The organism is Klebsiella sp. RCJ4, assembly GCF_009025755.1.
GTDB classification, from domain to species: Bacteria; Pseudomonadota; Gammaproteobacteria; order Enterobacterales; family Enterobacteriaceae; genus Klebsiella; species Klebsiella michiganensis.
In genome coordinates, this window is sequence record NZ_WCIN01000042.1 from 396,719 (window position 1) to 410,290 (window position 13,572).

General features: G+C 59.3%; 15 protein-coding genes and 1 pseudogene. 8 read left to right on the plus strand and 8 right to left on the minus strand.

Annotated elements, in window-relative coordinates; all coding sequences use genetic code 11:
• Positions 1-39: 39 nt before the first annotated feature.
• Positions 40-219: pseudogene (locus F8562_RS22670) on the plus strand (SymE family type I addiction module toxin); the annotation flags it as partial.
• Between the two features lie 124 nt (positions 220-343).
• Positions 344-1,372, plus strand: a complete 1,029-nt coding sequence (locus F8562_RS22675) for a virulence RhuM family protein (protein WP_071886348.1) — start codon at positions 344-346, stop codon at positions 1,370-1,372.
• Between the two features lie 156 nt (positions 1,373-1,528).
• Here F8562_RS22675 and F8562_RS22685 read toward each other — a convergent pair whose 3' ends face one another.
• Positions 1,529-2,134, minus strand: coding sequence for a shikimate kinase (locus F8562_RS22685; RefSeq protein WP_014839812.1), 606 nt, complete (start codon positions 2,132-2,134; stop codon positions 1,529-1,531).
• A 187-nt stretch (positions 2,135-2,321) separates the two neighbouring features.
• Here F8562_RS22685 and F8562_RS22690 point away from each other — a divergent pair, with 187 nt between their 5' ends.
• The 4 genes from F8562_RS22690 (at position 2,322) to F8562_RS22705 (ending at position 5,422) form a co-directional block, all read left to right on the plus strand.
• A complete protein-coding gene (locus tag F8562_RS22690) occupies positions 2,322-2,789 on the plus strand; it encodes a DUF3237 domain-containing protein (protein ID WP_094909562.1) in 468 nt (155 codons plus the stop codon).
• A 112-nt stretch (positions 2,790-2,901) separates the two neighbouring features.
• Complete coding sequence (locus F8562_RS22695) at positions 2,902-3,909, plus strand: zinc-binding alcohol dehydrogenase family protein (RefSeq protein ID WP_014839814.1); 1,008 nt, start codon at positions 2,902-2,904, stop codon at positions 3,907-3,909.
• A 1-nt stretch (position 3,910) separates the two neighbouring features.
• Positions 3,911-4,213 carry a putative quinol monooxygenase gene (locus F8562_RS22700; protein WP_014839815.1) on the plus strand — a complete coding sequence of 101 codons (303 nt, stop codon included), beginning with the start codon at positions 3,911-3,913 and terminating at the stop codon, positions 4,211-4,213.
• Positions 4,214-4,372: 159 nt separating this feature from the next.
• Positions 4,373-5,422: an NAD(P)-dependent alcohol dehydrogenase gene (locus F8562_RS22705; RefSeq protein ID WP_014227281.1), complete on the plus strand. Its 1,050-nt coding sequence runs from the start codon at positions 4,373-4,375 to the stop codon at positions 5,420-5,422.
• Here the strand turns inward: F8562_RS22705 and F8562_RS22710 are convergent.
• Both F8562_RS22710 and F8562_RS22715 read right to left on the minus strand, forming a co-directional pair.
• On the minus strand, positions 5,419-6,372 hold the full coding sequence (locus tag F8562_RS22710; RefSeq protein ID WP_014227282.1) for a GlxA family transcriptional regulator: 954 nt from the start codon (positions 6,370-6,372) through the stop codon (positions 5,419-5,421). The two genes, F8562_RS22705 and F8562_RS22710, sit on opposite strands and share 4 nt — an antisense overlap.
• A 14-nt stretch (positions 6,373-6,386) precedes the next feature.
• Complete coding sequence (locus tag F8562_RS22715; protein ID WP_014839816.1) at positions 6,387-7,166, minus strand: MBL fold metallo-hydrolase; 780 nt, start codon at positions 7,164-7,166, stop codon at positions 6,387-6,389.
• A gap of 169 nt (positions 7,167-7,335) precedes the next feature.
• Here F8562_RS22715 and F8562_RS22720 point away from each other — a divergent pair, with 169 nt between their 5' ends.
• Complete coding sequence (locus F8562_RS22720; RefSeq protein ID WP_014227284.1) at positions 7,336-7,890, plus strand: NUDIX hydrolase; 555 nt, start codon at positions 7,336-7,338, stop codon at positions 7,888-7,890.
• Here F8562_RS22720 and F8562_RS22725 read toward each other — a convergent pair.
• The 4 genes from F8562_RS22725 to F8562_RS22740 all read right to left on the minus strand — a co-directional run bounded on the left by F8562_RS22725 (position 7,882) and on the right by F8562_RS22740 (position 11,053).
• On the minus strand, positions 7,882-8,742 hold the full coding sequence (locus tag F8562_RS22725) for a DMT family transporter (protein ID WP_094909559.1): 861 nt from the start codon (positions 8,740-8,742) through the stop codon (positions 7,882-7,884). The two genes, F8562_RS22720 and F8562_RS22725, sit on opposite strands and share 9 nt — an antisense overlap.
• 24 nt (positions 8,743-8,766) lie before the next feature.
• Positions 8,767-9,576: a lipoprotein NlpA gene (gene nlpA / locus F8562_RS22730; protein ID WP_014839818.1), complete on the minus strand. Its 810-nt coding sequence runs from the start codon at positions 9,574-9,576 to the stop codon at positions 8,767-8,769.
• Between the two features lie 255 nt (positions 9,577-9,831).
• A complete protein-coding gene (locus tag F8562_RS22735) occupies positions 9,832-10,302 on the minus strand; it encodes a DUF1348 family protein (protein ID WP_014227287.1) in 471 nt (156 codons plus the stop codon).
• 130 nt (positions 10,303-10,432) lie between these two features.
• Positions 10,433-11,053 carry a pyridoxamine 5'-phosphate oxidase family protein gene (locus tag F8562_RS22740; protein ID WP_014839820.1) on the minus strand — a complete coding sequence of 207 codons (621 nt, stop codon included), beginning with the start codon at positions 11,051-11,053 and terminating at the stop codon, positions 10,433-10,435.
• Positions 11,054-11,155: 102 nt separating this feature from the next.
• Between F8562_RS22740 and F8562_RS22745 the strand changes: the two genes are divergently transcribed.
• Positions 11,156-12,070 (plus strand): LysR family transcriptional regulator, encoded by a 915-nt coding sequence (locus tag F8562_RS22745; protein ID WP_042946134.1) that lies wholly within the window; start codon positions 11,156-11,158, stop codon positions 12,068-12,070.
• On the opposite strand, the gene F8562_RS22750 is transcribed toward F8562_RS22745, so the two are convergent.
• On the minus strand, positions 12,067-13,563 hold the full coding sequence (locus F8562_RS22750; protein WP_089046399.1) for an MDR family MFS transporter: 1,497 nt from the start codon (positions 13,561-13,563) through the stop codon (positions 12,067-12,069). The two genes, F8562_RS22745 and F8562_RS22750, sit on opposite strands and share 4 nt — an antisense overlap.
• Positions 13,564-13,572: the final 9 nt, after the last annotated feature.

Here is a 13,572-nt window from a genome sequence, read left to right on the forward strand (position 1 = left end):
TTCTCGCCAGCGCCTTTAAACCAGCTCGTAAGTCTTACCCTTTCCGGCAAGTGGTTACGCGCAGCGGGGTTCGATACCGGAAAGCGCTTCACGGTTAAGGTAATGGATGGCTGTATTGTTCTGCTGCCGCAGAGCGATAAGGAAGAAATGCTTAAAGCGGAGCTACTGCAAATTCAGCAATCCTTTAAAAGCGTCAACAATACGCTTCATCTCGTCTGACGCCCGGAAATCTTCACCTTCTGGATAGCCGCTGCCAAATGACGCCGGGTTAATCGTCCGTCTAATGAAATTTATGCTCTTCTGACATACTATGCGAGCCAAAGCAGGTTCACCCGGAGGCTATATGGCAAATGAACACTTAACGTCGTCCCCCATAGGCGAGTTCGTTATGTTTGCCAGCGGTGATGGGAAAGTACGTGTTGAATGCCGCTTTGAAAGCGATACGCTTTGGCTCTCGCAGGCAATGATCTGCAAACTCTATGGTAAAGCGAAAGCCACCATCAGCGAGCATATAAAGCATATATTTGAAGAAGGCGAACTTGAGGAAAATTCAGTTGTTCGGTTTTATCGAACAACTGCCAGTGATGGAAAAAATTATCAGGTTCAACACTTTAGTTTGCCTCTGATACTTGCCGTTGGCTATCGCGTTCGCTCCCCTCGCGGCACTCAGTTCCGCCAGTGGGCAACCCAGACGCTCCAGGAGTATCTGATCAAAGGCTTTGTGATGGACGATGAGCGGCTGAAAAATCCGCCTGTTGGTACATCGGCTGTACCCGATTATTTCGATGAGATGCTGGAGCGCATCCGAGATATTCGCGCCAGCGAACGCCGGGTTTATTTGCGAGTGCGGGAGATTTTTGCATTAGCGGCTGACTATCAACCATCGCTAAAAGAAACCACGCAGTTTTTTCAAACCATCCAGAACAAGTTGCATTTTGCCTGTACCGGACATACCGCGGCTGAACTCATTCATCAGCGTGCTGACGCCAGCCAACCGCATATGGGACTGTCCAGCTATAAAGGTGAAGAGGTGCATAAGGGTGACGTGACGGTGGCAAAAAATTATCTGACTCAGGATGAGGTCAGCGAACTTAATCGCGTGGTTAACATGTGGCTGGATTTTGCTGAGGATCAGGCCCGTCGTCGTCGTCAGGTCTTTTTACGCGACTGGCAGGATAAGCTGGATCAGTTTCTGCAATTTAACGAGCGCGAGGTTCTGCAAGGTGCAGGTAAAGTGAGTAAGCAAATGGCAGATGAAAAAGCACAGGCGGAATATAGTCAGTTTTCCGAGCAACAGCGGCGTTTAAAGGAAGCCGAGGGTGAGAAGGATATTGCTGCTTTGCTACAGTGGAAAACAGAGCCTAAAAAGTAGCACTGAGGATTCCGATTCTCACGAATAAAATCATTTGGCTAAACCTGTTTTATCTGCTGTGCTCACCTTTCTGCCGGGCGGCGCCTTGCCCGGCCTACGCGATCCGGGATTATCTTTGGGCCTGTGTAATACCCACAGAGCTGCTCTGCATGGCGTTTAGTTATACAATCCCAGCTTCTGTGACAGCTCGCTCAGTTCACGCATCGCCGCCAGGCTTTTTTGTTTCCGCTGTTCCGCAGCCACCTTCTCCCGCACCAGCTCCGCCACCCTCTCCGGCTCCTCAGACGAAACCACCCGGCAATCGTCTAATGCACAATATTCCCTAAAGCGCTGACGGAACTTCATCTCTTCTTTTTCTCTGACCAGACCAAAGCCGCGCATCAGCTGGCGCGCGACCACTATGCGCGTCGCGATATCGATATCCTCTGAAGGCAGTAGCAGGATGGAGTACCCGGACTGCCGCACAAGCTGTCGATTCCCGGCGACAATCTCCGGGCAGACATCGGTGGCAAGAAATCCCGAGGAGAGCACCACCACTCGTTTTTCATGCGGATTCTCCGCCAGCAGGCGAGAGCATAGTGCGGCGTTCTCACGCACATAGCGCTCGTATCCATTGCGCTGAATATATTGGCGAATATTTAAAATCTGCTCGCAAAATTCGCTATCGAGATCGATAAACCGGTAGCTCATCGCCTGCGCGAGCAGCGCTCCAACCGTGCTTTTTCCCACCCCGCCGGGGCCAATCAGAAATAGCGTATTCATCTTTATTCCTCGCGTCCGTGTGAAAGCATTATGTCAGCAGAATACGCCAAATAATGCCGCGATCGCGGCCGTTTTTTGTTCACTTCCATCTCCCCAGCCAATCATTTCCATCCAATGTTTGCGTTATTCCCTTCACCTTTAAATCCTTACACTAACGGGATAACGTGGCTTAGAAAGGAGACCAATGATGACACCCGAACTCGAACACAGCTTCTCTATCACCATTCAGGTCGACAAACCGGTCATCGTCTCCCGCAGCCCGCAGAGCGGGAAACGTCAGCTGATCCCAATCCTCAGCGGAACCGTACGCGGTGAGCTTAACGGCCACGTCTTACCCGGCGGCGTCGACAGCCAGATCGTCGAACCTGACGGCACCTGCCGCCTCTCCGCCCGCTATGCATTACACGTGGAAGAAGGCACGGTATACATCGAAAACAACGGCATTCGCCGCCTACCCGAAGAGTACATAGAGCATCTTTTCGGCGACGATATGCGCTTTTTTAGCGATATTCCGCCGGAAGATATCTATTTTCGTACCGTACCGACTTTTGAAGTGGATGCGTCAGCGCTGCGCTGGCTGACCACCTCGCTGTTTATCTGTTCCGGCGGCCGCACGCAGGACGGCGTGATTCTCGATTTTTATCGCGTCCGCTGATTTTCACGTTTTCAATATAACTGTTATCGCCGTCGGGCCATTTTTCCCCCGCGTGCCGCGGTCTATCCTCAATACATTCAAACGATGAACCTTATTCAAAACCGGAGAGTGTATGAAAGCGATCGCCATTACCCGCGCGGCGGCAGAAGGCAGCAATATTCCTTTTTTAACCGACATCGAGCTGCCGCAGCCGGTTGCCGAGGGGCATGACCTGCTGGTTGAAGTGAAGGCTATTTCCGTCAACCCGGTGGATACCAAAGTCCGCGCCGGGTTTAACGCCGATACCCCGCGCGTGCTGGGCTGGGACGCGGTGGGCGTGGTGAAAGCCGTCGGCAGCGCGGTGACGCTGTTCGCCGCAGGAGATGAAGTGTGGTACGCCGGCGCGCTGGGCCGTCCGGGCAGCAACAGCGAGTTTCAGTTAGTGGATGAGCGCATCGTCGCCCGCAAACCACGTTCGCTGGATAATGCCGCCGCCGCCGCGCTGCCGCTCACCGCCATTACCGCCTGGGAGCTGCTGTTCCACCGTCTTGGCGTAGAGGAAGGCGGCAACGCGGGCGACACGCTGCTGATCGTCGGCGCGGCGGGCGGCGTCGGTTCGATACTGACCCAGCTCGCCAGCAAGCTCACCGGTATGACGGTCATTGGTACCGCCTCGCGTCCGGAAAGCCAGAAATGGGTACGGGAAGCGGGCGCGCATCATGTTATCGATCACAGCAAACCGCTCGCCGAAGAGCTGGCGCGGATTGACGTCAAAGCGGTGACCCACGTCGCCAGCCTGACCAATACCGACCAGCACTATCCGCAGCTGATCGCCGCTCTCGCACCGCAGGGCAAGCTGGCGCTCATTGACGACCCGGAAACCCTCGACGTGGTGCCGCTGAAGGCGAAAAGCATCTCTCTGCACTGGGAATTTATGTTTACCCGCTCGATGTTCGCAACGCCGGACATGATCGCCCAGCATCAGCTGCTGACCCGCGTGGCCGCGCTGATTGACGACAACACCATTAAGACCACCCTCGGCGAGCACTACGGCGCCATCACCGCCGCCAACCTGCAAAAAGCGCACGCGCAGCTGGAAACCGGGCGTTCGGTGGGCAAAATCGTGCTGGAGGGCTTTTAAGATGAGCGGCGAGGCGATTTCACTTCTCGCGGTGCTGACGGCGAAACCGGGTCACAGCGACGCGCTGCGTCAGGCCCTGCGGGCGCTGCTGCTGCCGACGCGTCAGGAGCCAGGCAACCTCGATTACGCCCTGTTTCAGCTGCGCGATGCGCCGGATACGTTCTATATGCGCGAATCCTGGCGCAATCAGGAAGCGCTGGACGCGCATATCGCCCTGCCGCACTTCCAGGATTTTATTGCGCAGATGGATAGCCTGCTTGCCGGGCCGCTGCGGCTGGATTATCTGACACCCGTCGCGCCCTGATATTTTCTACATTCCATTTGCGGGGGTGAGCCTATCTTTAACCCTTTGAGCTCTCCCCCACCCATCGCGCCTCAACCAGGCTACGCTTGATCCTGCCGCTCAAAAAACGCTCTCCCCCCTCCGTTTTATTCAACGCCGTTATGTAGAAGAGGTTTTGCTATGCAGATCAACGCTATTGGAACGAACTCGGCCAGCCAGCCGTTGGGGTCTATGGCCATCACCCGCCGCGAACCGGGGCCGGACGATGTGCAGATCGCCATTGATTATTGCGGCGTCTGCCACTCGGATGTACACCAGGCCCGCTCCGAGTGGGCAGGGACGCTCTATCCCTGCGTGCCGGGCCATGAAATCGTCGGCCGGGTGACCGCCGTAGGCAGCCGGGTCTCCGGCCACGCCGTTGGCGATCTGGTGGGCGTCGGCTGTATGGTCGACAGCTGTAAAGAGTGCGAGGAGTGCCGGGACGGGCTGGAAAACTATTGCGATCGTATGGTGCTCACCTATAACGGCCCGACGCAGGACGCGCCCGGCCACACGCTCGGCGGTTACTCCCAGCAGATCGTTGTGCATCAGCGCTACGTGCTGCGCGTCCGCCATCCCAAAGAGCAGCTGGCCGCCGTCGCGCCGCTGCTGTGCGCGGGCATCACAACTTACTCGCCGCTACGCCACTGGAACGTCGGACCGGGCAAAAAAGTCGGCATCGTGGGCATTGGCGGGCTGGGGCATATGGGCATCAAGTTGGCCCACGCCATGGGCGCCCACGTGGTGGCCTTTACCACCTCGGAATCCAAGCGTGACGCGGCGCGGGAGCTGGGCGCGGACGAAGTGGTGGTCTCGCGCAACGAAAACGAAATGGCCGCCCACCTGAAGAGCTTCGACTTTATTCTCAACACCGTGGCTGCGCCGCATAACCTCGATGCCTTCACCACCCTGCTCAAGCGCGACGGCACCATGACGCTGGTGGGCGCGCCCGCCACGCCGCATCCCTCGCCGGAAGTGTTTAATCTGATCTTCCGCCGCCGGTCAATTGCCGGGTCGATGATCGGCGGCATCCCGGAAACCCAGGAGATGCTCGATTTCTGCGCCGAGCACGGTATCGTCGCCGATATAGAGCTGATACGCGGCGACCAGATTAACGAGGCCTGGGAGCGGATGATTAAAGGCGACGTGAAATACCGCTTCGTCATCGACAGCGCCACGCTCGGCGGCTAAGCCCCGCGACGAAAAGTGCGCCGCCACTCCGCCGGGCTGACGCCAAAGCGCGCTTTAAACTGCTGGCGCCAGGTTACGGCGGAGCGATAGCCCACTTCCTCCGCCACCTGCCCGACCGGTAAATCCCCGGCCTCCAGCAGGATCTGGCTGCGCCGCAGGCGCTCGGCGGCCAGCCAGTCGGCGATGCCCATGCCGGTCGCTTTGGCGAAATGGCGGGTCAGGGTCCGGCGGCTCATCGCCGCGACCTGCGCCAGCGAGTCGAGATTATGCGGTTCGCGGATGTGCTGCTGGAGATACTCAAGCAGGCCGTTTATCCGCGCGTCGCGGGTGTTTTTGGGTACCGGCTGGGCGATAAACTGCGCCTGGCCGCCCTCACGGTGCGGCGGGACGATCATCCGCCGGGCGATCTGATTGGCGACAAGGCTGCCAAAACGCTGGCGAATGAGATACAGGCAGCAGTCGAGCGCCGCCGCGGTGCCCGCCGAGGTGATAATCCCCTCATCGTCAACGTACAGCGCGTTGATATCCAGCCGCACCTGCGGAAACTGGCGCTGAAAATCCTGCTCGAACTCCCAGTGGGTCGCCGCGCGCCTGTCGTCCAGCAGCCCGGCGTAGCCGAGTACAAACGCCCCGAGGCACAGGCCGACGATCTGCGCGCCGTTATTGCGCGCGCGAACCAGGCCGTCAAGCAGCGGCTGCGATGGGCGCTGATTCACCGCCCCCCAGTAAGGCACCACCACGATATCCGCCTGCGCCAGGAGGGAAAAATCGCCGCTGGCGTTCAGCGCGAAGCCGTCGCGGGCGCTGAGCAGCCCCGGCCGTTCGGCGCAAATATGCAGGTTAAAGCGTTTGGTTTCCGAGACCGTATCGCCAAACAGCATACAGGGCACCGAGTAGTGAAACGGGCTAAACCCGTCCACCGCCACAATCGCCACTTCCGTGAGTTTCATCGCCCGCTCCGCTTCTAAAAGACCATGCTTTCCCCATCCTGCGGGATGCTGACCGCTTCGGCAATCTGATTGTCAGCCACGTACTGGCGCAGCTCATCGCGGCTCAGCAGACAGTGGTTCACCGCTTCCATATGGCTGGCGACAATTTTGGCTTCCGGCAGGACGAAGTGCGCCTTCAGCACATCCTCTTTGCCCATGATGATCGGCCCAAAACCGATGACGTGCGCATACCCGGCATTCAGTACCACCACGTCAGGGCGCAGCCTGAGCATGTCGGCTTCCACTTCATCGCGCCAGATAGTGTCCCCCACCAGCCACAGGGTTTTCTCCTGCGGATGGCGCAGCACCACGCCGCAGGCTTCGCCCAGGCGCTCGGCCATTGCCGGCACCGCATAGGTGCGGTCGCTGCCGTGCTGGCCCGAGGTGGTTTTCACCAGCGCAACGTCAGCAAACGCGCTGTCCTCAGAGAGCAGACGAATATCGCGAAAGCCCTGGCCACGCAGCAGCTGGGCGTCGGCGTCATGCTGGACATAAACCGGCAGGGTTTTGGGGATCGCGGCGATCGCCGCCTCGTCCCAGTGATCCTGATGAGTGTGAGTGACGATAACGGCATCCACGTCAACGATCGTTTCGATGGAAAAAGGCAGTTCCACCAGCGGGTTACGCAACTCGCTGCGCGCGGTACCGGCAAAGCCCGCACAGGCGCCTTTGTCAGAAAGCATCGGGTCAATGAGAAACTTTTTACCCGCATATTCAATAAGCTGGGTAGCATTACGCACATGGGTGATTTTCATGATGTTCATTCCTCTTCGCGGTTATCTGCTGAACATCGTACGTCCCACAAGCCTGGCGCAATATGGGCGTTTGGGCAATGAACGATGAAATCGGGCCAATCTGCGACGGTTGCCATCGGCTCCCGGCTATGGTGTGCTGAACGCTCAACTTTGAGGAACAGTGGCTACGATGAAAAAGAAACTCACCTCCGCCGATATGCACGATGTCGAGGTTCTGGCAGACACCCCATGGTTCAGCATGCGCAAGGTCGGAATTGATATGGCCCCCGGCGATCGGCGGGATTTTTTCTCCATTCACTATCCTCGCCCGGCGGTGGGAATTGTGGCGATGCAGGATGACAAAGTGCTGCTGATTCGCCACTACCGTTACCTGATCGATCGGGTGGTGTGGGCGATTCCTTCCGGCGGCGTCGATGAAGGCGAAGACCCGCGCGAGGCGGCCCTGCGCGAGCTGCGGGAAGAAACCGGCTGGCAGGCGCAGCGCGCCGACGAAATTATCCGCTATAACCCCTCCTACGGCAGCAGCGACCAGCTGTTTATTACCTGGCTGGCCCACGATTTGACCTGGGTGGGAATGGATGAAGATCAGGACGAAGTGATGGAAACGGGCTGGTTTACCCTCGAAGAGATAGGCCAGCTGATCGCCCGCGGCGAGATGCCGGACGGGCTATCGCTGGTGCCGCTGCTGCATCTGATGGCGCAGCGGCGCACCGGTTTAGCGTAGCGGCTTCAGCATCCGCCAGCGGAACCACAGCTGAGCGACGAGGATCAGCAGGCCGCCGATAATTTTCTGCAGCGGTAGCTGTTCGCCGTACCACAGCGCGGCGGCAATCACCGTGAGCAGCGGTTCCAGCACCATAATAATCGCCGCGCTGGCGACCGCCGCGTACTTCTGCCCCTTCATTTGCAGGCCGAAGCGCAGGCTGGTGGCGATAACGATGCTGGCGAGCAGCCAGCCGAAGGTCGGCAGGGTAAACGGCTGAGTCCAGCTTTCAACGGCGGCGGAGATCCCCAGTCCGACAATGCCGGTAATGCCGAGCTGCACGGTGGTCAGCGGGATCAGCGGCACCTCGCGGGCGCTTTTGCTGGTGTAGCAAAACCAGATCGATTGCACCAGCGCGGTCAACAGGAACCAGCCCTGGCTGGGGTGAAACGCAATCGGCATATGCAGGCTGAGTAAGCCGAGACCGACAACCGCAATCGGCAGGCACTCCCAGTAGGCCCGCGCCGGCCGCGCCTTCATCATCACCCATGCGGTAAGCGGCACGAACAGCATCGACAGGCTCATGATAAACGCCCCTTCGCCCAGCGATGGGGTCGTTGATACCGAGTAGATCCACAGGCACAGGTTTAGCGCAAACCACAGGCCGCTGATAATCATGCGCGGCCACTGCTGCCTCTCGACGCGAAGGCCGCGGCAGAAAGGCAGCAGCAGCAGCGCGGCGAAGAAAAAACGCAGGCCGAGGAAAGCGAAAACCGGCATGCCGGCAATCGCTTCATGGGAAAAAATCCATCCGCAGGCGGCGATAACCGTCGCGGCTATGAGCAGCAAATCAGCCTGGCGTTGCCGGGTCATCGCCACGTCTCCTTGTGTGAGTGATTACCAGCCGGGCACCGCGCCGCCGTTGAAGATCGTCTCCGCCGCCTTCGCCACCTCAGGCGACTGGTAGGAGTGGATAAACGCTTTGACGTTTTCCGCGTCTTTGTTGTCTTCGCGGGTCACGATGATGTTCACATAGGGCGAGTTTTTATCTTCAATAAAGATACCGTCGCGCACCGGGGAAAGGCCGGTCTGCTGCAGGTAGGTAGTGCTGATGATCGCCACGTCGACCTTCGGGTCGTCGATGACGCGCGGCAGCTGCGCTCCTTCCAGCTCCATAATTTTCAGGTGATGCGGGTTATCAATGATATCAACCGCCGTCGGCAGCAGGCCGGTCCCCGCTTTGAGGGTAATCAGCTTTTCCTGCTGGAGCAGAAGCAGCGCGCGGCCCAGGTTGGTCGGGTCGTTCGGAATGGCGATGGTCGCGCCGTCTTTCAGCTCGGCGACGGATTTTATTTTGCGCGAGTAGCCCGCCATCGGGAAGACGAAGGTGTTGCCCACCGCCACCAGGCGATAGTTGTGGGCTTTATTATCCTGTTCGAGGAACGGGCGATGCTGAAAGACGTTGGCGTCCAGATCGCCGGCGTTGGTGGACTCATTCGGCAGCAGCGAGCCGCTAAAGCCCACCAGCTCCACGTCGAGGCCATATTTCTCTTTAGCCACTTTCTTCGCCACTTCCGCCACATCCTGTTCCGCGCCGTTAATGACGCCGACTTTAATGTGTTTCGCATCGCTGCCCTTCTGGTCGCAGCCCGCCAGCAGCAGGCCCGCCAGCACCACGGCGGCGGCTGTCCGTAAACGCAATTTCATTGTTATCACCCCGTCAGTCCATAGAAATCGTTATTATTTTTTCGTCTGAAACTATAACGACTTTGTGCTGGGGTTTTAAACGCAAAAACCGCAACCGGAAATAAAATCATCTTCCCCCTTTCTCCCGGGGGCGGCGCGATGCGCCTGCCCGGGCTACGGGTTCACCGTCGGCTGCGATCGAGTAGCCCGGACAGGTGCGCAGCGCCGCCTCCGGGGATCTCTTCAACGGTGAGGCTCGTTCCGCAGAACGGCGCCTTACAGCCCCAGCTCACTCAGCCCCGGGTGATCGTCCGGGCGACGGCCCTGGGGCCAGTGAAACAGACGCTCGCTCTCCGTAATGGGCAGATCGTTGATGCAGGCGTAGCGCGTCTGCATCAGTCCGTGCTCGTCGAATTCCCAGTTCTCGTTGCCGTATGAACGAAACCAGTTGCCGCTGTCGTCGTGCCACTCATAGGCAAAGCGTACCGCAATACGGTTATCGCTCCACGCCCACAGTTCCTTAATCAACCGGTACTCCTGCTCTTTACGCCATTTGCGCTGCAGGAAGTCGATAATCTGCGTTCTGCCGTGAACAAATTCGCTGCGGTTACGCCATTCGCTCTCGACGGTATAGGCCAGCGCGACCTTAGCGGCATCGCGGCTGTTCCAGCCATCTTCAGCGGCTCGGACTTTTTGCGCGGCGCTCTCGCGGGTGAACGGCGGCAGAGGCGGACGTTGTTCGGTCATCATGAATCTCCTGTATGAATACCCTTCATACTTCAAGTTGCTTATGTGTTGGCTACACTCGTTCACCCCAGTCACATAGTTATCTATGCTCCTGGGGACTCACTCCCTTGCCGCCTTTAAGCAACTCGAATTATTTTGGGTATATAAGCTGCTGCAGGCGCTGATTTTCCCGCTCCAGTTCGTCAATACGCTGTTGCAGCGTCTGGCTATACTCCGCCACCTGCCGGGCGGTGTAGCGGGGGATAATATGCTGCGGGCAGTTCCAGTCAAAAGCCTGTAAGTGGAAACGGTAGATGCGCTCAATCCGGGCCCGATAGTTCTCCGGCGCGACCTGCGCCAGCAGCTGCGGGTCGGCATCCACCGCTACAACCTCTACGGTGGCGTAGATTTTCAGCCTGGCACGGCGCGGGTAATCCATCAAAAACAGACAGGCCCGATCGCTGCCGCGCAGGTTGCCGGTGGTGATGTACTGGCGATTACCGGAAAAATCCGCCATCCCAAGGGTGGTTTCATCCAGCAGATGCAGAAAGCCCACCGGGCCGCCGCGATGCTGAATATAGGGCCAGCCGGTTTGCGAAAGGGTGGCCAGATAGAAGCTGTCGCGGGTGGCAATCATCGCCTCCTCGCTGGCGCCGAAGCGCTCACCCCGGCGCTGGCGATGCGGCGACTGCCACAGCTCATCGCTGCCCATTTCATGCTGGACATCCATCACGTCCGGCGTCATGGCGATATCAAGAAATTCTGCTGGCATAGGTCCTCCCGATGCGTTGCGGCATAACTCATCATGGACTGTGCTGGCAGAAAAGATAATAGTGGCAATATGACAATCATCTTTCCGTAAAACGGGATAATTATGGACCGACTCAGCGCGATGGCGCTGCTGGTGAAAGTGGCCGAACTCGGCAGCATGTCGGCGGCGGCGCGGGCGCTGAATATGCCCCTGACCACCGTTAGCCGCCAGATTGGCGAACTGGAAAATACCCTCGGCGTGCGCCTGATGATCCGCACCACCCGCAAGCTGACGCTGACCGATGCCGGCGTCGATTATGTCGCCGCCGCGCGGCGCATTCTCGAAGAGGTGGAGAACGCAGAGCGCCAGGCGGCGGGCGAATATCAGGAGCCAAAAGGCGAACTGGTTCTCTCAGCCCCCACCATGTTCGGTCGTCAGCATGTTTTGCCGGTGGTGACGGATTTTCTCGCCCGCTACCCGCAGATTCGCGTCCGTTTACTGCTTAGCGACCGCAACGCCGATCTGGTGGGCGATCATATTGATTTAGCGGTGCGTATCGGTACGCTGCCGGACAGCGGGATGGTGGCCACCCGGCTTGGCGAGATGCGTATTGTGACCTGCGCGCACCCGGCTTTGCTGGAAAAACACGGCATACCCGAACGCCCGCGCGAGCTGGCCGCGCTACCGATCATTCGTATTGAATCGCCAATGCCTTATCGCGGCTGGCGCTTTAACGCCGAAGAGGCGGAGGACCGGCTGGTGGCGCTGCAGCCGGTGCTGTCGCTGACCACGCCGGAGAGCGCCGCCGACGCCGCCCGTCTGGGGGCCGGCGTGGCGCGCCTGCTGCATTACCAGGCGATCGACGGCCTGGCCCGCGGCGAGCTGAAGCTGCTCCTGCAGGCGATGGAACCAGAGCCTGCACCGGTGCACCTGCTGTACACCTCGCGGGATCTGGCTCCGCTTAAGCTGCGTAAATTTATCGATTTCGCCGCGCCGGCTCTGCGTCGGGCGCTGCGGCGTATTGCCGCCGCCGTCTAGCGTGTGCCGGTTTTCAGCGGCGCTTCTTTCAGTAGCCAGGAGAGGGCAAATGCCACCGCCATAATGCAGGCCGCCATCAGAAACGCCGCATGGATAGCGGACCCGAAGGCGTCCAGATAATCGAGGCGGATCTCCGCCGGGAGATTCTGCACCGCCGCCGGGTTCAGCGCCCTCGGCAGCTGCGCCCCTTCCGGCAGCAGGCGCTGGAGATTGCTTTGCAGCACGTGAGTAAACACCGCCCCAAACAGCGCCACGCCGATGGAGCCGCCAATCGATCGAAACAGCGTAACCCCGGAGGTCGCCACGCCGTACATCTGCGCGGGCATCGCGTTCTGTACCGCCAGCACCAGCACCTGCATCACCAACCCCAGGCCCGCCCCCAGCACGCCGGTAAACAGGTACAGCTGCCACATCGCGGAGTGGATGGTGATGCGCGTCAGCAGCACCATGCCGACGACCCCCAGCAGGGTGCCGATAATCGGAAATACGCGATACTTGCCGGTGCGGCTGATAATGCGCCCGCTGACGATCGAGGTTAGCAGCAGGCCGCCCATTAGCGGGATCAGCTGCAGGCCCGCCTCGGTCGGCGTCGCCTCTTTGACCACCTGCAAATAGAGCGGCAGGAAGGTCACCGAGCCGAACAGCGCCATGCCGATAACAAAGCCAATCAGGCTGCACAGCAAAAAGCTGCGGTTGCGGAATAAGGAGAGCGGAATAATCGGCTCGCTGGCCAGCCGCTCTTCATGAATAAAGCCGACAATCCCGACCAGGCCAAACGCCAGGATGCACCACAGCTGCGGGTCGCTCCACGCGCGGACGCTGCCGCCCTCTGAGGTAAACAGGATGATGCACAGCAGCGCCATGCTGAGGTAAATCGCCCCCAGCCAGTCGATCTGGTGCTGGCTGCGCTTGTTGCTGCTGTGAAAAACCGCGCCGATCACCAGCAGCGCAAACAGCCCCAGCGGCAGGTTGATGTAAAAAATCCAACGCCAGGAGGCGTGCTGCACCAGGAAGCCGCCGATTAACGGCCCGATTACCGTCGCCAGGCCAAAGACGCCGCCGAACAGACCCTGATAGCGGCCGCGATTCGCCGGCGGGATGACGTCAGCCACCGCCGCCATGCTGATCACCATCAGGCCGCCGCCGCCCAGCCCCTGCAGGCCGCGCATCAGCACCAGCTGGGCCATATTTTGCGCCAGCCCGCAGAGGGCGGAACCGGCAAGAAACAGCACAATCGCCACCTGCAGAACGATTTTGCGCCCGAACAGATCGCCGAATTTGCCGTACAGCGGCACCGCGATGGTCGAACTCAGGATGTAGGCGGTGACCACCCAGGAGAGCTTATCCAGCCCGCCGAGCTCGCCGACGATGGTCGGTAGCGCGGTGGAGACGATAGTCTGATCCAGCGCCGAGAGCAGCATCACCAGCAGCAGGGCGCTGAAGAGCAGGCGGATCGAGGGCACCGCCGGTTGGCTGGCGATTTCAGATGTCATAGCATCACT